Source organism: Micromonospora sp. NPDC005220 (assembly GCF_040607895.1).
GTDB lineage: Bacteria > Actinomycetota > Actinomycetes > Mycobacteriales > Micromonosporaceae > Micromonospora.
This window is the reverse complement of the sequence record NZ_JBEXHP010000114.1, coordinates 1-17,367: the sequence shown is the minus strand read 5'-3', so window position 1 is coordinate 17,367 and position 17,367 is coordinate 1. Positions and strand designations below refer to the sequence as shown.

15 protein-coding genes and 1 pseudogene are annotated in these 17,367 nt (G+C 72.4%); 14 read left to right on the top strand and 2 right to left on the bottom strand.

Annotated elements, in window-relative coordinates:
• The first annotated feature begins 235 nt into the window (after positions 1-235).
• From ABZU52_RS27460 to ABZU52_RS27420, 9 genes are all read left to right on the top strand, one after another.
• Positions 236-3,064 carry a Na+/H+ antiporter subunit A gene (locus ABZU52_RS27460; RefSeq protein ID WP_354973855.1) on the top strand — a complete coding sequence of 943 codons (2,829 nt, stop codon included), beginning with the start codon at positions 236-238 and terminating at the stop codon, positions 3,062-3,064.
• 55 nt (positions 3,065-3,119) lie between these two features.
• Complete coding sequence (locus ABZU52_RS27455) at positions 3,120-3,599, top strand: Na(+)/H(+) antiporter subunit C (protein ID WP_354973854.1); 480 nt, start codon at positions 3,120-3,122, stop codon at positions 3,597-3,599.
• On the top strand, positions 3,599-5,104 hold the full coding sequence (locus ABZU52_RS27450; RefSeq protein WP_354973853.1) for a Na+/H+ antiporter subunit D: 1,506 nt from the start codon (positions 3,599-3,601) through the stop codon (positions 5,102-5,104). Before ABZU52_RS27455 ends, ABZU52_RS27450 begins: the two co-directional genes overlap by 1 nt.
• Positions 5,101-5,712: a Na+/H+ antiporter subunit E gene (locus ABZU52_RS27445; protein ID WP_354973852.1), complete on the top strand. Its 612-nt coding sequence runs from the start codon at positions 5,101-5,103 to the stop codon at positions 5,710-5,712. Before ABZU52_RS27450 ends, ABZU52_RS27445 begins: the two co-directional genes overlap by 4 nt.
• Positions 5,709-5,972 carry a monovalent cation/H+ antiporter complex subunit F gene (locus tag ABZU52_RS27440; protein ID WP_354973851.1) on the top strand — a complete coding sequence of 88 codons (264 nt, stop codon included), beginning with the start codon at positions 5,709-5,711 and terminating at the stop codon, positions 5,970-5,972. Before ABZU52_RS27445 ends, ABZU52_RS27440 begins: the two co-directional genes overlap by 4 nt.
• Positions 5,972-6,331, top strand: coding sequence for a monovalent cation/H(+) antiporter subunit G (gene mnhG / locus ABZU52_RS27435; protein WP_354973856.1), 360 nt, complete (start codon positions 5,972-5,974; stop codon positions 6,329-6,331). The genes ABZU52_RS27440 and mnhG overlap by 1 nt, the downstream gene beginning before the upstream one ends.
• A 181-nt stretch (positions 6,332-6,512) precedes the next feature.
• Complete coding sequence (locus tag ABZU52_RS27430; protein ID WP_354973850.1) at positions 6,513-7,868, top strand: hemolysin family protein; 1,356 nt, start codon at positions 6,513-6,515, stop codon at positions 7,866-7,868.
• Positions 7,865-8,929: a hemolysin family protein gene (locus tag ABZU52_RS27425; RefSeq protein ID WP_354973849.1), complete on the top strand. Its 1,065-nt coding sequence runs from the start codon at positions 7,865-7,867 to the stop codon at positions 8,927-8,929. Before ABZU52_RS27430 ends, ABZU52_RS27425 begins: the two co-directional genes overlap by 4 nt.
• Positions 8,930-9,041: 112 nt before the next feature.
• Positions 9,042-9,971 carry a sporulation protein gene (locus ABZU52_RS27420; protein ID WP_354973848.1) on the top strand — a complete coding sequence of 310 codons (930 nt, stop codon included), beginning with the start codon at positions 9,042-9,044 and terminating at the stop codon, positions 9,969-9,971.
• A gap of 156 nt (positions 9,972-10,127) precedes the next feature.
• Here the strand turns inward: ABZU52_RS27420 and leuE are convergent, their stop codons facing one another.
• Complete coding sequence (gene leuE, locus ABZU52_RS27415; RefSeq protein ID WP_354973847.1) at positions 10,128-10,799, bottom strand: leucine efflux protein LeuE; 672 nt, start codon at positions 10,797-10,799, stop codon at positions 10,128-10,130.
• A complete protein-coding gene (locus tag ABZU52_RS27410) occupies positions 10,799-12,043 on the bottom strand; it encodes a bifunctional pyridoxamine 5'-phosphate oxidase family protein/GNAT family N-acetyltransferase (protein ID WP_354973846.1) in 1,245 nt (414 codons plus the stop codon). The genes leuE and ABZU52_RS27410 overlap by 1 nt, the downstream gene beginning before the upstream one ends.
• 36 nt (positions 12,044-12,079) lie before the next feature.
• On the opposite strand from ABZU52_RS27410, the gene ABZU52_RS27405 reads away from it, so the two are divergent.
• The 5 genes and pseudogenes from ABZU52_RS27405 to ABZU52_RS27385 form a co-directional block, all read left to right on the top strand.
• Positions 12,080-13,420 (top strand): aminotransferase class I/II-fold pyridoxal phosphate-dependent enzyme, encoded by a 1,341-nt coding sequence (locus tag ABZU52_RS27405; RefSeq protein WP_354973845.1) that lies wholly within the window; start codon positions 12,080-12,082, stop codon positions 13,418-13,420.
• A 54-nt stretch (positions 13,421-13,474) separates the two neighbouring features.
• Positions 13,475-14,179, top strand: coding sequence for a UdgX family uracil-DNA binding protein (locus ABZU52_RS27400; protein WP_354973844.1), 705 nt, complete (start codon positions 13,475-13,477; stop codon positions 14,177-14,179).
• 94 nt (positions 14,180-14,273) lie between these two features.
• A complete protein-coding gene (locus ABZU52_RS27395; RefSeq protein WP_354973843.1) occupies positions 14,274-15,875 on the top strand; it encodes an FAD-dependent oxidoreductase in 1,602 nt (533 codons plus the stop codon).
• A gap of 111 nt (positions 15,876-15,986) precedes the next feature.
• The gene (locus ABZU52_RS27390; RefSeq protein ID WP_354973842.1) at positions 15,987-16,577 is read left to right on the top strand and encodes a hypothetical protein; all 591 of its coding nucleotides are present in this window, start codon (positions 15,987-15,989) and stop codon (positions 16,575-16,577) included.
• 124 nt (positions 16,578-16,701) lie between these two features.
• Positions 16,702-17,367, top strand: a pseudogene (locus ABZU52_RS27385) (MFS transporter); the annotation flags it as partial.

Genomic DNA, 17,367 nt, shown 5'->3' with positions numbered 1-17,367 from the left:
ATCGCCTCGGCGGTGTGCCGGGTGATCTCCTGGCTGGTCGGGTCGCCGGTGCGCTGGTGATGACGCTGCTGGAAGAGCAATATTGATCAACGGCCGGGGCCGGGGCCGGGGTGGGGGTGAGGTGGGCAGAAGGGGCCAATTCTGGCAAAAGCGCCCGGTGGGGAACGAACTGGCGTCTGATCGCTGCTAGGCGCCACCGCTGCCACGGCGTCGGCCATGTCGATCGGGAGCGCAGGTGCTGGTACTGCTCATCCTCCATCTCGTGGCGGCGCTCGCCGCGCCCCTACTCGTCCGCTGGTGGGGTCCGCGCGCGTGCTACCCGCTGGCGCTCGCGCCGGCCGCCGCGTTCTGCTGGGCGGTGGCCCGCACCCCGGCCGTCGCCGACGGCGGGGCGGTGGTCGAGACGTACCCGTGGATCCGGCAGTTGGGCCTCGACATCGCGTTCCGGCTCACCACGCTGTCCTGGCTGATGACGCTGCTGATCGGCGGCGTCGGTGCGCTGGTGCTGGTCTACAGCGCCCGCTACTTCAACGCCGGGTCCACCGGGCTCGCGCAGTTCGCCGCGGTCATGGTCGCCTTCGCCGGCGCGATGCTCGTCCTGGTCTTCGCCGACGACCTGCTGCTGCTCTACGTCGGCTGGGAGCTGACCACGATCTTCTCGTACCTGCTGATCGGGCACAGCACCGAACGGCGGTCCAGCCGTTGGGCGGCGGCGCAGGCGTTGATCGTCACCACCGCGGGCGGCCTGGCCATGCTTGTCGGCTTCATCATGCTGGGTCAGCACGCCGGCACCTACCGCTGGTCGGAGATCAGCGCGCAGCCGCTGCCCGGGGGCGGGTACCTGGTGGGCGCCGTGCTGCTGATCCTGGCCGGCGCGCTGTCCAAGTCGGCGGTGCTGCCGTTCAGCTCGTGGCTACCGGTCGCGATGGCGGCACCCACACCGGTCAGCGCCTACCTGCACGCCGCCGCCATGGTCAAGGCCGGCGTCTATCTGGTCGGGCTGCTCGCGCCGACGCTCGCCACGGTCGGCCCGTGGCGGCCGCTGGTACAGGTCGCCGGCGTGGCGACCATGCTGCTCGGCGGTTGGGCGGCGCTGCGCCAGACCGACCTCAAGCTGCTGCTGGCGTACGGGACGGTCAGTCAGCTCGGCCTGCTGGTCGCGGTGACCGGCTCGGGCACCCCGGACGCCGCGCTGGCCGGCACCGCGATGCTGCTGGCGCACGCCCTGTTCAAGGCGGCGCTGTTCCTGGTCGTCGGCATCATCGATCACGAAGCCGGCACCCGTGACCTGCGCGAGCTGTCCGGGCTGCGGCACTGGTCCCGGCCGCTGTTCGTGGTCGCCGTGCTGGCGGCGGCGTCGATGGCCGGGGTGCCGCCGCTGGTCGGCTTCGTGGCCAAGGAGACGGTGTTCGGGGCGTTCATCGACCAACCGCTGCTCCTCACCGGCCTGGTCGCCGGGACGGTGCTCACCGTCGCGTACAGCGCCCGTTTCCTCTGGGGCGCGTTCGCCGACCGGCCGGGTGTGGCACCGGTCCCGCCCGGGTCGATCGCCGCGTCGCTGCTGGTCCCGCCCGCGGTGCTGGCCGGTGTCGGTCTGCTCGCCGGCCCGGCCGCGAGCGTGCTGGACGACCTGCTGCGCCCGTACGCCGATCTGCTCGGCGGGGTCGACGCGCACCTGGCGCTCTGGGCCGGACCGACCCCGGCGCTCGGCCTGTCCGTGCTGGCGCTCGTCGGCGGTGGCCTGCTGTTCGCCGTGCGCGGGCCGCTCGCCCCGGTGCTGGCCCGGCTCCGCTCGCCGGTGAGCGGCAACCAGGGGTACGAGTGGCTGGTGGGCTGGCTCGACCGGCTGGCCATCGAGGTGACCGGCACGACCCAGCGCGGCTCCCTGCCGCAGTATCTGGGCGTCATCCTGGTCACCCTGGTGCTGGTGCCCGGTACGGCGATGGTCTCCGCCAGCCCCTGGCGGGCCCGGATTCCGCTCTGGGACAACCTGCTGCAACCGGTGGTCGTGTTGGTGATCGCGGTGGCGGCGGTGTTGGCGGTCGGTGCCCGTCGCCGGCTGACCGCGATGCTGCTGGTGGGCATGACCGGTTACGGCACGGCGATGCTGTTCGTGCTGCACGGAGCGCCGGACCTGGCGCTCACCCAGTTTCTGGTGGAGACCTCGACGATCGCGGTCTTCGTGCTGGTGCTGCGTCGCCTGCCGGAGCGATTCTCGGCCCGCCCGCTGCGCCGTGCCCGCTGGGCCCGTCGGGCGATCGGGGTGGCGGCGGGTGTGGTGACCGCCGGGCTGGCCCTCACCGCCGTCGGCGCCCGCCGGGCACCGGACATCTCCGCCGCCTTCCCGGATCTGGCGGTCATGCAGGGGTACGGCCGCAACGTGGTCAACGTGACCCTGGTCGACATCCGCGCCTGGGACACGATGGGCGAGCTGGCGGTGCTGGTGGTGGCCGCGACCGGCGTGGCCAGCCTGATCTTCGAACGCTCCCGTACCGGGCCGCGACCGCGCCGACCCGAGGCGGAGCAGCAGGGAAGTGGCCGGCCGGTGTGGCTGCGCGGTGGCCCCACCCTCTACGAGGAGCGCCGCTCGATCGTGCTGGAGGTGGTCATCCGGCTGATCTTCCACACCGTGGTGTTGTTCTCACTGTTCCTGCTCTTCTCCGGGCACAACGCGCCGGGCGGCGGGTTCGCCGGCGGTCTGGTGGCGGGTCTCGCCCTGGGGGTCCGCTATCTGGCCGGCGGCCGGTACGAGCTGACCGAGGCGGCCCCGATCGGCGCCGGCGCGATTCTCGGGGCCGGGCTGGCCGTGGCGGTGGGCAGCGGCGTGGTGGCGCTGCTGGTCGGTGGGTCGGTACTGGAGAGCGCCAAGGTCGACCGGACCCTGCCACTGATCGGCGACGCCCACCTGGTCACGTCGCTCTTCTTCGACATCGGTGTGTACCTGGTCGTGATCGGGTTGGTGCTGGACATCCTGCGCAGCCTCGGCGCCGAGGTGGACCGGCACATCGAGGCGACCGGAACAGCCGCCGGTGGTTTGGCCGTCGACAAGGGGGACCGGGCGTGAGCGCGAGGAGTGAGCCGGGTTTGCGAGCCCCGCAGTCGCGAACAGAGGTGGCACGGTGACGGCGAGCGGTGCGGGGCCGACGTTGGTGCTGGTGCTGGCCGTCGCGGTGCTGGTCGGCTGCGGGGTGATCCTGCTGTTGGAGCGCAGCCTGACCCGGATCCTGCTCGGCGTGATCATGCTCGGCAACGGGGTGAACCTGTTGATCCTGTTGGGCGGCCGGTCGGGCGGGGCGCCGATCGTCGGCACCGGGCCGGTGGAGCGGATGAGTGATCCGCTGCCGCAGGCGATGGTGTTGACCTCCATCGTGATCACCTTCGGGTTCACCGCGTTCCTGCTCGCGGTGGCGTACCGCAGCTGGTATCTCTCCGGCGACGACGAGGTGCCCGACGACCTGGAGGACCGGCAGATCATCCGCCGGGCCGGGCGGAATGAGCCGGGCGCTGTCGACCACGGTGGGGAGGGTCCGGACTGCGATCCGGAACAGGTCGATCCCGAGCCGGCCCGGCGTCGGCTGCGACGCGGGGAAGAGGCGTGATGAGCACCCTGGTGCCGCTGCCGGTGGTGGTGCCGCTGCTCGGTGCGGCACTGACCCTGTTGCTGGCCGGTAAGCCCCGGCTCCAGCGTGCGATCAGTGTGCTGTGCCTGAGTGGCACGCTGACGGTGGCGGTGCTGCTGCTGGTGCAGGCGTACCGGTACGGGCCGGTGGTGGTGGCGGTCGGGGCGTGGCCGGCGCCGGTCGGCATCGTCCTGGTGGCCGATCAACTGGCCGCGCTGATGCTGGTGGTGTCCTCGGCGGTGACCCTCTGCGTGCTGCTGTACTCGATCGGCCAGGGTCGCAGCGAGACGAGCGAGAGCTCGCCGGTGTCGATCTTCCACCCGACGTACCTGGTCCTCACCGCGGGCATCACCAACGCGTTCCTGGCCGGTGACCTGTTCAACCTCTTCGTCGGGTTCGAGATCCTGCTGGCCGCCAGCTTCGTGCTGATCACCCTGGGTGGCACCGAGACCCGGATCCGGACCGGGTCGACGTACGTGGTGGTCAGCATTCTCTCCTCGATGATCTTCCTGGCCTCGGTGGGTCTGGTGTACGCGGCCACCGGCACCCTCAACCTCGCCCAGCTCGCCCAGCGCCTCGACGACCTGCCCGGCGGCGCCCGGCTGGCCCTGGAGTTGATGTTGCTGTTGGCGTTCGCGATCAAGGCGGCGGTCTTTCCGCTGTCGGCCTGGCTGCCGGACAGCTACCCCACCGCCCCGGCCCCGGTCACGGCCGTCTTCGCGGGCCTGCTCACCAAGGTGGGCGTCTACGCGATCATCCGTACCGAGACGTTGCTGTTTCCCGGCGGACGTGTCCACGTGCTGCTGATGGTCGTCGCCGGGCTGACCATGGTGATCGGCATCCTCGGTGCGGTGGCCCAGTCCGACCTGAAGCGACTCTTCTCGTTCACCCTGGTCAGTCACATCGGCTACATGATCTTCGGGGTGGCGTTGAGCACCGTCGCCGGCCTATCCGGCGCGATCTTCTACGTGGTGCACCACATCACCATCCAGACCACGCTGTTCCTCGTCGCCGGGTTGGTCGAGGAGCGCGCCGGCAGCACCGACCTGCGTCGTATCGGCGGGCTGGCCCGAGCGGCGCCGCTGCTGGGTGTGCTCTTCTTCGTGCCGGCCATGAACCTCGCCGGAGTGCCACCGTTCTCCGGCTTCCTCGGCAAGCTCGGCCTGCTCCAGGCCGGGGTGGCGGCCGGCGGGCCGCTGCCCGGGGTGCTGGTCGCGGCCGGCACGTTGACCAGCCTGCTCACCCTGTACGTGGCCTCCCGGGTGTGGAACATCGCCTTCTGGCGCGCGCCCCGGCTGGCCACCAACGCGCCTGTCGTCCAGTTGCCGAGGCTGATGGTGGGCGCCACCGTGGCCCTGGTCGCCTTCGGGCTGGCGTTGACCGTACTGGCCGGTCCGCTCTTCGACGTCACCGCCGACGCGGCGGCGGACCTGCGCCTGCGTACCCCGTACGTCCGTGCCGTGCTGCCTGGCGGCGTGCCGTGACCGGCCCCCGGGAGCCGGCTCCCGACGCCACCGGGACAGCGGTGGTGGGGCGAGGTCGGCTCGGGCGCTGGCGGGACCAGGCGGTGGCGCTCGGCTGGCTGGTGGTGGTCTGGAGTCTGCTCTGGGGCGACATCACCTGGGCCAACCTGGTCGGTGGTCTGCTGGTGGGTGCGGGCGTGCTGGTGTTCTTCCCGCTGCCGGCGGTCAGCTTCGGTGGCCGGTTGCGAGCACGGGCGCTGCTGGTGTTCGCGGGCCGGTTCGCCGTCGAACTGGTCAGCGCGAGCCTGCACGTCGCCCGGATCGCCGTGCAGCCCGGCTACCGGCCGCGCGGGGCGATCATCGCGGTCCGGTTGCGGGTGTCCACCGACCTGAACCTGGCGCTCACCGCCGAGGTGGTCTCGTTGGTGCCGGGCACGCTGATCCTCGAGGTGGACCGGGACGCCGGAACGCTCTACCTGCACGTCCTGGACACCCACGGCCCGGCGGATCTGGACGTGGCCCGGGACCGCACCCTCGTCGTCGAGCGGCGGATCATCCGGGCGGTGGGCTCCACCGCCGAACTGCGCCGCGTCGAGACCACCCCACCGCAGAAGGGAACCCGCCCGTGACCACATTGCTGGCCGTCGTCCTCACCGTGCTGCTGTCGGTCACCGCGCTCCTCGCGCTGGCCCGCCTCTACCGGGGCCCGTCGCTGGTGGACCGGGTGATCGCCGCGGACATGCTGCTCGCCACGATGATCGGCGCGGTGGGCGCCGAGGCGGCGGTGAACCGGCACACCAGCACCCTGCCCGTGCTGGTGGTGCTCTCCCTGCTCGGCTTCGTGGGATCGGTGTCCCTGGTCCGCTTCGCCGTCCGGGAGCAGCAGTGATCGCCACCATCGCGGACTGGCTCGGCGCCGGCTCCCTGGTGGCCGGCGCGCTCCTCAGCCTGGCCGCCGGGATCGGCGTACTGCGCTTCCCGGATGCGCTGTCCCGGATGCACGCGGCCACCAAACCGCAGGTGCTCGGGGTGCTCCTGCTGCTGCTGGGCATCGCGTTGCGGCTGCGGTCCCCGACGGACCTGGGCATGATCCTGCTGGTGGCGGTCTTCCAGCTGTCGACCGCGCCGGTCGCGGCGCAGATGATCGGCCGGGCCGCGTACCGGTCGGGGCGGCTCGACCGGAGCCTGCTCGATGCCGACGAACTGGCCGAACGCGGACCAGGCAGCGGGTCGGCGGGGCCGGCGTGACGATCGGCGGCGCCGGGCGAAACGGACGAACCGCTCCTTCGGCCTACCCCCAGCGGAGTCTCAGCCAGCGCCGATAAAATAGCGGCATGATCGACTCTTCTGCCCAGGAGGGCAGCAGTAGCCAGCCGGGTCGTGCCCGGCATATTCCCGTACCGACGACCCCGGGAGCCCTGAGCGACCCGTGTTGATCGTCGTTGGTCTCCTACTGATCACCATTCTCACTGCCGCCACCGGCTATTTCGTGGCGCAGGAGTTCGGCTACGTCGCGGTGGACCGGGGCAAGCTGCGCCAGCTCGCCGATGACGGCGATCAGGCCGCCGCCCGGGCCCTGACCGTCACCAGCCGGCTCTCCTTCATGCTCTCCGGCGCCCAACTCGGCATCACCGTCACCGCGCTGCTGGTCGGCTACGTCGCCGAACCGTACCTGGGCGGTGGCCTCGCCGACCTGCTCGGCGTGGCCGGCGTCAGCGAGGCGGTCAGCCTGCCGCTGTCGGTGGCGTTGGCCCTGGTCATCGCCACCATCGTGCAGATGGTCCTCGGTGAGCTTGCCCCGAAGAACCTGGCCATCGCGCGGGCCGAGCAACTGGCCCGGGCGCTGAGCCGATCCACCCTGATCTACCTGGCCGTCGCCGGGCCACTGATCCGGCTCTTCGACCGGGCATCGGTCCGTCTGCTGCGCCGCATGGGCATCGAGCCGATCGAGGAGCTGCCCAGTGGCGCCACCCCGGCCGACCTGGAACAGATCATCGCCGAGTCCCGCGAGGAGGGCAGCCTCGACGCCGAGATGTCCACGCTGCTCGACCGAGGGCTGGACTTCCGCGAGCTGACCGCCGGCGAGGCCATGGTGCCGCGGGTCGACGTGCACACCGTACGGGCGCACGAACCGGTGAGCCGGGTGGTCGAACTGCTCGACACCGGCCACTCCCGCTTCCCGGTACGCGGTGCGGACGGCGTCGACGACCTGCTCGGCATCGTCGGCATCGCCGACGTGCTCGGCGTACCCCCGGGGGAGCGGGCCACCACCCCGGTGAGCGCGGTGGCCGGGCCGCCGCTGCTCGTACCGGAGACGTTGCCGCTGCCCACGGTGCTCGACCGGCTGCGGTCCGGGCACCGGCAGATGGCGTGCGTGGTCGACGAGTACGGCGGCTTCGCCGGCGTCATCACGCTTGAGGACATCGCCGAGGAGCTGGTCGGCCCGATCCGCGACGAGGACGACCCACCCGAGCGGGCACCGGCCCGGCAGGACGACGGGTCCTGGGTGGTGCCGGCCCGCTGGCGGATCGACGAGGTCGCCGACAGCACCGGCATCGCCCTGCCCGAGGCCCCCGAGTACGACACCCTGTCCGGGTTGGTGATGCGGGAGCTGGGCCGGGTGCCGGAGGTCGGCGACCGGCTGGAGATCAGCCTGCAACCCGAGGGAGCGGACGGCGAGGAGAACGAGGCGGAGCCCCGCGCGCTGGTCGAGGTGCTGGCCGTGGATCGGCACGTGGCCGACTCGGTGCGGTTGCAGCTGACCACACCTGAGGTGACCGCATGAGCCCCGGAATCGCACTGTTCAGCTCGGTGATCCTGCTGGCGCTGAACGGGTTCTTCGTGGCCGCCGAGTTCGCCCTGGTGGCCAGCAAGCGCTACCGCCTGGAGCAGGCGGCGGCGAACGGTGGTCGGGCGGCCCGGGCCGCGCTCGACGGCGTACGCGAGCTGTCGCTGATGCTGGCCGGCGCGCAGCTCGGCATCACGCTGTGCACCCTGGGCCTCGGCGCGCTGGCCGAACCGGCGATCGAGCACCTGCTCAGCCCCCTGCTGCACGCGGTGGGCCTGCCGGACGCGGCCAGTCACCTGATCGCCCTGGTCTTCGCCCTCGGGGTGGTGACCTTCCTGCACCTGGTGGTGGGGGAGATGGCCCCGAAGTCGTGGGCGATCACCGACGCGGAGCGCTCGGCGACGCTGCTCGCGCTGCCGTTCCGCGCCTTCGCCCGGGTCTCCCGGCCGGTGCTCTCCGCGCTGAACGCGCTGGCCAACGCGATCCTGCGGCTGTTCGGTGTCAACCAGCAGGACCAGCTCGCCCAGGTGCACGGCCCGGACGAGCTGCGGATCCTGCTGGAGCAGTCCCGTGAGCACGGGCTGCTCGGCGCCGAGCAGCACCAGCTGCTGACCAGCATGCTGGAGTTGCAGGGCACCTCGGTGGCGCAGGTGATGGAACCGTTCGCCACCATGGTCACCGTTCGCCGGGACGACCCGGCCGGGCGGATCGAGGAGGTCAGCCGGGACAGCGGCCGATCCCGGCTCGCGGTGCTCGACGAGGCGGGCGACGTGTGCGGCCTGGTGCACGTCCGGGAGGCGGTACGGGCGGTCACCACCGGCCGGGTCGCCACCGCCGGGGAGCTGATGACGCCCGCGTTCACCCTGCCCGCGACGTCCTCGGTCACCGAGGCGGTGGCGGCGATGCGGACCCGGCAGTCGCAGCTCGCGTTGGTCCGCAACGGCGGTGGCCCGGCCCGTCCGATCGGCTTCGTGGCCCTGGAAGACCTCCTGGAGGAGGTCATCGGGGAGTTCGACGACGAGACCGACACGGTTCCGCGCGGGCGGCGGTTGCGATGAAGCGGAGGGGTGGTCCCTCTTCGCGGAAGTTGGGGTGACCTCGCGCCGGGTCCGCGACAGTTGAGGTGGCCTCGCGGCGGCGAGGCCACCTCAGCCTGGAGTGGAGGGCGCGGTGCGGCTGACGGGAGTGTCCCCGGAGTCCGGGGGGACCGGGCTCTCCGTGCGGACCACGCTCCCCAATCCGAGCACCCGGCCGGGCCTGCGCCTGCCCGGCCGGGTGACTCTCACGGCCGGCCCGGAGAACGTGCTGGTGCGGCACATCCGGCTCGGCCTGGTCACCACGGTTGAGCCGGATGACCCGTACGCCGCCCGGCGGCTCATGCAGTTCCACCAGGTGCCGATCGCCGGTCGGTTCGTCGTACCGGCCGGTCGGCGGCGGGCGGTCGACTTCGCGATGCCGCTGCCGTGGGAGACCCCGGTGACCACCTTCGGCGGGGTGCCGCTGCTGAGCCTGCGGATGGGCCTGCGAACCGAAGTGTCCCTCGACCTGGACCTGGACCAGGGGGCGATGGTGCCGGTCTTCGTGCACCCCATCCCCACCCAGGAGCACGTGTTCGCGGCGCTGGACACCCTGGGCTTCATGATCCGTCAGTCCGGGTTGCAGGAGGGCGGGTTGCCGGGGGTGGAGCACACCCTGCCGTTGCACCAGCGCTGGGGCTTCTGGGTGGGGCCGCTCTACGCCGGCCCGATCACCGAAATGGAGGTGATCTTCGTGACCAACTCGGCGGGCCTGGAGGCGATCCTCTGGATGGATCGCCGACTGGCGCTGGCCGGAATCACCCACCAGAGCATCAGCCGGTTCCGGATCTGGCACCAGGACGCCGACCGGCGGGACTGGGTGGCCACCGTGGACGGCTGGCTCCGCCATGCGATCAACAGGCACGCCGCCGCGGCCGCGCACGCCGACTGGTCCGCGCAGATCGCGGGGTCGGCCCACGTCAGCCGCCATCCCGACGAGCCGATCCAACCAGGCTACGGCCTCGGCGGCACCGCCGGCAGCGCCGGCGTAGGCGGAGGCGGCTCCAGCGGCGACGGCACCTAACCCCCACCCGTCCCCGTTGATCATGAAGTTATTGCCATGACACGCCGGGACGAGTGGCAATAACTTCATGATCGACCAGGCGAGGGGCGAGGGGCGAGGGGCGAGGGGCGGGGGGCGAGGGGCGCGCGCGGGGGGCGCCGGAGGCGCGCGCGGGGGTTAGCCGGCGGTGGCGGTGGCCAGCTTGAGGCTGAAGGCCAGGAAGAGGGCGGCCACGGCGGTGGTGCCGCCGGCCGCCAGGCGGCGACGTTGGCGGAACTGGGCGGCCAGGAAGGTGCCCGCGAAGATCAACGCGGTCAGGTAGAGCGCGCTGGTCACCTGCGCGATCAGCCCGAGCAGCAGGAACGACAGCGCCGGCCAGGCGTAATCGGGGTCGACGAACTGGATGAAGAACGAGATGAAGAACAGGATCGCCTTCGGGTTCAGCAGGCTGATCACCAGCGCCTTGCGGAACGGGCTGCGCATCGCCGCCGGCTCCGCGGCGTCGATCAGCCGCGGCGTACTCGGGTCGTTGCGGTCGCGCCAGCGCCGCGCGGCACCGAGCAGCATGGTCACCCCGACATAGCCGAGGTACGCGGCACCGGCGTACTTGATCACCAGGAACAGCGGCGGGTACGCCTTGAGGAGCGACGCCACCCCGGCGGCGGAGAGGAACATCAGCACCCCGTCGCCGACGAACACGCCACCGGCGGCCCGGTAGCCGACCGCGACGCCCCGCTTGGCCGCGGTGGAGAGCACGAAGAGTGAGTTCGGCCCGGGCAGCAGAATGATGGCCACGGTGCCCAGCACGTACGTCCAGATGTCGGTGATCCCCAGCACGCCCGCCATCATCATGCCACCGGGGCCGTCCGCAGAAGTCTTTCTCGCAGCCTGGCCTGTGCGTTCGGCCACTCGTCGACGGTCATCGCGTACTGCACGGTGTCCCGCCAGGAGCCGTCCGGGCGTTGCCGGTGCATCCGCAGCACCCCTTCCCGGGTGGCGCCGAGCCGTTCGATGGCCGCCTGGGAGCGAAGGTTGCGGATGTCGGTGTGCCAGGCCACCCGTACCGCGCCCAGGTCATCGAAGGCCCGGCTGAGCAGGAGCAACTTCGCCTCGGTGTTGATCCCGGTACGCCACCAGGGCCGGCCCAGGAAGGTGTGCCCGATCGCCACCGCCCGCCGCTCCGGGTCGATCTCGTAGTAGGAGGTGCTGCCCACCACCGCTGCGGTCGCCGCGCACCGCTGCACCCAGGCCACCCGCTCGCCGCGGTGCTGGGCGGCCAGGGCGGTGGCGATCACCTCGGCGGTCTCGGCGGGCGCGGTGGGCGGCGCGACGCTGAGGTGCCGCCACACCTCCGGGTCCGTGGTGGCGGCGTGCAACTCGTCGGTGTGCGCCAACTCCAGCGGCTCCAGCCGAACGTGCTCGCCGTGCAGCGGCACCGGGTCGTGCCAGGGCGTGCGGGCCGTCCGCAGGTACGCCGGCAGCGGCGCGCTGACCCCGGCGTCCGGCTCGGGTGGGCCGGCGGTCAGTCGCAGCGGCAGCACGCCGGCCCAGTGCGGCAGGTGCCTGTCGGCCTCGTCCTCGCGGACCCCGCCGGTGCGGGCCCGGACGGACACCTCCCGCAGCGGCAGCGCCAGTACGGCGGTCTCGGCCAGCTCGCGTCGGCTGGGCGGACGGGTGGCCGTGCTGCGTCCCGCGCCGACCTTCTCCACCAGTGCGGTGAGCATGGCGAGCTTCTCCCGCTCGTCGGTGACCAGTCGGGCGGTGCCGTGCGCGACGACCGAACGGTAGTTGGCGCTGTGGTGGAACTGGGAGCGGGCGTAGACCAGCCCGTCGAGCACTGTCACCGCGACGCAGACCGGCAGCCCGTCGTCGCCCCGGGCGGCGAGCAGGGGCCGGCTGCCGGTGGAGCCGTGCAGGTAGAGCGTGTCGCCGATGCGGACGTGCAGGGTGGGCAGCACCCGTGGCTCGCCGTCGACGGTGAAGCCGAGCGCGCAGTCGTACGCCTCGTCGAGCACGGCGTGGGCGGCGGCCCGGTCGTAGCTCATCTTGTCCCGGGAGCGGTGGGGTGTGGTCCGGGCGGTGGGTGGATACATGCGCACGCCCCTTTGTTCTAGTACAATCTCTGATTTGTGTCAGCACACTATCAGCCCACCGGTACGACAGCCGTCGAGATTTCGGCCAGCATCGAGTCGGGCATCCGTACCGGCGCCCTGTCGCCGGGGGGCGCCCTGCCGCCCGTGCGGGCACTCGCCGCCGAGCTGGGGGTCAGCCCCGCCACCGTCGCCCGCGCCTACCAGGAGCTACGCCAACGTGGCCTGCTCGCCACCGCCGGGCGGCACGGCACCCGGGTACGCCCCCGCCCGCCGGTGGCCGCCCGCCGCTCCGCGCTGCGCCCCCCACCGTTGCCCGGCGCCCGAGACCTGTCCCGGGGTGAACCCGACCCCCGGCTACTTCCCCCGCTCGGCCCGCACCTGGCGACGCTCGCCGCCGACGGCGGCCCGTCGGTCGGCTACTCCGATGCCGGCGTGCTGCCCGAACTGGCCGAGGCGGCCCGCGCCCGGCTGCGCGCCGACGGCGTACCGGCCGGGGAGTTGACGCTGACCGGCGGCGCGCTGGACGGCATCGAGCGACTGCTCGGCGCCCACCTGCGCCCCGGCGACGCGGTGGCGGTCGAGGACCCGGGCTGGGCCAACCTGCTTGACCTGGTCGCCGCGCTGGGCCTGCGCCCGATCGGCGTACCGCTGGACGACGAGGGTCCGCTGGTCGCCGGGGTGGCCGCGGCGCTCACCGCCGGAGCGCGGGCGCTGATCATCACCAGTCGGGCGCAGAATCCAACCGGCGCCGCCGTCTCCGCGGCCCGCGCCGAGGCGCTGCGGACGCTGCTCGCCGGCCGACCGGACCTGCTGTTGATCGAGGACGACCACGCGGCCGAACTGGCCCGCGTACCCCTGCATTCGCTCGCCGGTGCGACAGCGAGTTGGGCCTTCCTCCGTTCGGTGAGCAAGCCCTTCGGCCCGGACCTGCGGCTGGCGGTGCTGGTCGGCGACGAGACGACGGTGGCCCGGGTGAGCGGCCGCGCCCGGGTCGGCGCCGGCTGGGTCTCCACAGTGCTGCAACGCCTGGTGCTCGCCCTGTGGCAGGACCCGGCGGTCACCGAGTTGGTGCACCGGGCGGCGCTGAGCTACGAGCAGCGGCGCGAAGGGCTGCTCGCCGCGCTGGCCGAGCACGGCTTGACCGCACACGGCCGCAGCGGCATCAACGTCTGGCTGCCGGTCGCGGACGAGACCAGCACGGTGACCGCGCTCCGCGATGCAGGCTGGGCGGTGGCCCCCGGCGCTCTCTACCGGATCGCCGCCCCACCCGCCCTGCGCATCACCGTCAGCTCCCTGGACCCCACCGACCTGGCCCCGCTCGCGGCCGCCCTGGCCCACGCCGAAAACCCACCCCCCACCCAGGGCTTCCCCACCTAGACCCGCCCGGGGCGTACCCGGCACTGAGCATCGAACGGGTATATAACAGTCGGCATGGCCGAGCAGACCGGGAGCGCTCCGGGCGCCCAGCGGTTCATCCCGCCCGACGCCGACACCATTGACGACCTGCGCACCGCCGCCGGCGGCTGCCGGGGCTGTGAGCTGTACCGGGATGCCTCGCAGACGGTCTTCGGCCGGGGCGACGAGAGCGCCCGGGTGGTGTTCGTCGGCGAGCAGCCCGGCGACATGGAGGACCAGAAGGGGCTGCCCTTCGTCGGCCCGGCCGGACGCCTGCTGCGCCGCGCCGTCGACGACGCCGGGTTGGACCCGAGTCACCTCTACCTGACAAATGCCGTAAAACACTTTCGTTTTGAACAGCGCGGCAAGCGACGGATCCACCAGACCCCGGACCAGGCACACATCACCGCCTGCCGCCCCTGGTTGGTCGCCGAGTTCGCCCGGCTGCGTCCGGAGATCGTGGTGGTGCTCGGCGCGACCGCCGCCAAGGCGCTGCTCGGCCCGTCCTTCCGGGTCACCCGGCAGCGGGGCGAACTGCTGCCCTGGCCGGAGTCGGCCCAACACCCCGCCGACTTCGAGCAGGTGCCGGTGGACAACGCCGGCAAGCGGGCCGACGCGCCGCCGGCCCGGCTGCTGGCCACCATCCACCCGTCCGCCGTGCTGCGCGCCGACGACCAGGACAAGGCGTACGAGGGCCTGGTCACCGACCTCGCCGTCGTCACCCGCGCCCTGCCCGGCTAACCGCCAGCCGCAACCCATCGGAAACGGCGATGCGGGAACCCCGTAACAGATCCTCTGCAGACTCATCTGAGTCGATCTTGTAGGGGAGGCCGTTATGAGCGATCAGACGCAGTCGATGGTCAGCCGGCGTGGGTTCCTGCGTACGGTCGGAATCAGCGGCGGTGCGGGAGCGATGCTCGCCACGATGGGCGCCATGGGGCTGGCCCCCAGCGCGGCGGCGGTCACCCCGGCATTCCGGCCGCCGGAGCGGTCCGACTTCACTCTCACCGGGCGCTCGGGCGCCAGCGTGGTCGTGCTCGGCGGCGGCATCGCCGGGCTGACCACGGCGTACGAGCTGGGCAAGGCCGGTTACCACTGCACCATCCTGGAGGCGCGGCACCGCGTCGGTGGGCGGAACCTGACCATCCGGGGCGGCGACGTCGAGACGGACCTGGACGGACGCACCCAGCGGGCCGCCTTCTCCGACGGGGTCTACTTCAACGCCGGGCCGGGCCGGATCGCACAGTGGATGGTCACGATGGACTACTGCCGGGAACTCGGCGTGCCCATCGAGGTCTTCACCAACCAGAACGCCGACGCCTGGATCTACAACGAGTCCGCCGGGATGACCGCGCCGGTCCGGTACCGCACCGCCAAAGCCGACGTGTACGGCTACGTCTCGGAGCTGCTGGCGAAGGCCACCGACCAGGGCGCGCTGGACGCCCGGCTCAGCACCGAGGATCGCGACCGGCTGCTGTCGTTCCTGCAGAGCTTCGGCGCGATCGGCGGACGGACCAGCGACTGGGCGTACGCCGGGACCAACCGCCGCGGCTTCTCCGCGTATCCCGGCGCGGGCAACGACGTGGGGACCCCCCTCGGGGCGCTGCCGGCACTCTCCGACGTGTTCGCCAGCAACATCGGCAGGTACTTCTCCTTCGAGTTCGGCTACGACCAGGCCATGCTGATGTTCCAGCCGGTCGGCGGGATGGACCAGATCCCCCGAGCCCTGGCCCGTGCGGTGGGCCCGCACCGGATCCGACTCAACGCCGAGGTGACCGCGGTGACCGACCGGGGCAGCCGGGTCGAGGTGACCTACCGGCAGGGTGGCCGGCAGTCGCAGATCACCGCCGACTACTGCGTGGCGGCGCTGCCGCCGCACCTGATGGCCCGGGTACCGCACAATCTCGGCACTGCGGTGACCGCGGCCCTGGCCGACTTCCCGGTCACCGCCTCCGGCAAGATCGGCCTGGAATATCGCAGCCGCTGGTGGGAGACCGATCAGCGGATCTACGGCGGCATCACCGAGACCGACCTGGACCTGTCGCACATCTGGTACCCGTCCTACGGCTTCCACGGCAAGTGCGGCCTGGTGGTCGGCTACTACAACACCGGGGCGAACGCTCGGGCGTACAGCGCGCTCACCCCGGAGCAGCGTCGCGAGCGCGCGATCAGCCAGGGTGTGAAGATCCACGGCGACAAGTACCGCAGTGAGTTGGTCACGTCGTACTCCCACGCCTGGGACCGGACCCGCTACATCGAGGGCGCCTGGACCTCGCCCCGCTACGGCACGCCCGGCTACAACCTGCTGCTCCAGCCGGCCGGGCGGGTCTACTTCGCCGGGGACTGGCTCAGCCACGAGGTGGCCTGGCAGCACGGCGCGTTCGTGGCGGCGCGCTCGGCGGTCTCCGCGCTGCACCAGCGGGTGATGGCCGGCTGACCCGAGCTGTCCAGATCTTGGACAGTTTCCGTCATCCGCTGTCATCCGCTGACGGAAACTGTCCATGATTGACAGTGCGTCGCGGATCGCCCGGGTGGGTACCGGGGGTCGATGGACGTTGACAATGAGGAGCGTCGAGCCGCCGCCACCTCCGGGCGCCGTCCCGGGTGGCGACGATTCGTCGAGCGGGCGACCGGGTTGCAGCTGATGGCCGTCTACTGGGTGCCGGCGACGCTGCTCGTCGGGGTGCCGGTGCGGTGGCTCTTCGACCGGCAGGAGTCACTGGTCGAGGCCGTGCTGAGCGCCGCGCTGAACGCCGTCTGGATCGGCCCCGCGCTCTACCTGGGCCGGCGGGTGGCGGGCCAGCAGGACGCCCGGCGGGATCCCGAGGGGTACGCGCTGCGCCAGGCACTGCGCACCGGCACCGTGCCCGAGGACGGCGCGGTGCGGGCCGAGCTGCCCGGCCATCTGGCCGGGCAACGGCGGGCCACCTGGGCGGCGCTGCTGTCCATCCTGGGCATCTCCCTCGGGCTGATCCTGCTCGCTCTGCTCGCCGCCGGCAACGACGGCTTCGCGGTGATCTTCGGCGTGATCGCCGCCGTCAGCGTGGCCGTCGCCGCGCTCACCCTGACCCGGATCCGGCGGCTGGCAGCCCTGCTGGCCGTGCCCAACCCACCGGATACACCAGAATCGCGGGCCTAGGGCGGCTCGGTCGCCCGCCATGATCTTGCCGAACACGTAGTTGGCGGCGCGCTCCGGCGAAACCCACTGCCGCTGGTCGGTGCGGGTGCGCGAGGATGAGGCACCCCTTCCGACAGGAGCGCCGATGGCGACCGACCTGACCGCGCCGCGTACCGCCCGACCCGACGTCGCGTCGATCCAGCGGCGAACCCTGCGGCTGCTCTTCACCACCCAGATCATCGGCGGGATCGGCGTGACCATCGGCATCGCCGTGGGCGCGCTGCTGGCGGCCCGGATCGCCGGGACCGCGGTGGCCGGTGTCGCGCAGAGCGCCGGGGTGGTCGGCGCCGCGCTGCTCGCCGTCCCGGTCACCCGGATCATGGCGCGGCACGGTCGCCGGCCGGGCCTGGTGCTGGCGTACGCGGTGGGGGCCGTCGGCGGCCTGCTGGTGGTGGTGGCCGCGGCCACCCGCTGGGTGCCGCTGCTCTTCCTCGGCATGTTGCTCTTCGGCGGGGGCACCGCCGCGAACCTGCAGGCCCGCTACACGGCGGTGGATCTCGCCGAGCCGGCCCGCCGGGGGCGGCAGCTTTCCCTGATCGTCTGGGCCACCACCATCGGTGCGGTGGCCGCGCCGAACTTCGCCGCGCTGGCCGACCGGGTCACCAGCGGCTGGGGGCTGCCCCCGCTGGCTGGCCCGTTCGCGTTCAGCGCGGCGGCGTTCGTGCTGGCTGCCGTCGTACTCCTCGGGTTGCTCCGGCCCGACCCGCTGCTCACCGCGCGGCGGCTCGCGGCGGCCGAGGCGCCGTCCGCC

Bases quoted from the DNA above. Each gene is read 5' to 3' on its own strand.
- ABZU52_RS27390 (WP_354973842.1), top strand. From the start codon at position 15,987: ATGGACGTTGACAATGAGGAGCGTCGAGCCGCCGCCACCTCCGGGCGC.
- ABZU52_RS27400 (WP_354973844.1), top strand. From the start codon at position 13,475: ATGGCCGAGCAGACCGGGAGCGCTCCGGGCGCCCAGCGGTTCATCCCG.
- ABZU52_RS27410 (WP_354973846.1), bottom strand. From the start codon at position 12,043: ATGTATCCACCCACCGCCCGGACCACACCCCACCGCTCCCGGGACAAG.
- ABZU52_RS27425 (WP_354973849.1), top strand. From the start codon at position 7,865: ATGAGCCCCGGAATCGCACTGTTCAGCTCGGTGATCCTGCTGGCGCTG.
- ABZU52_RS27450 (WP_354973853.1), top strand. From the start codon at position 3,599: ATGAGCACCCTGGTGCCGCTGCCGGTGGTGGTGCCGCTGCTCGGTGCG.
- ABZU52_RS27395 (WP_354973843.1), top strand. From the start codon at position 14,274: ATGAGCGATCAGACGCAGTCGATGGTCAGCCGGCGTGGGTTCCTGCGT.
- leuE (WP_354973847.1), bottom strand. From the start codon at position 10,799: ATGATGGCGGGCGTGCTGGGGATCACCGACATCTGGACGTACGTGCTG.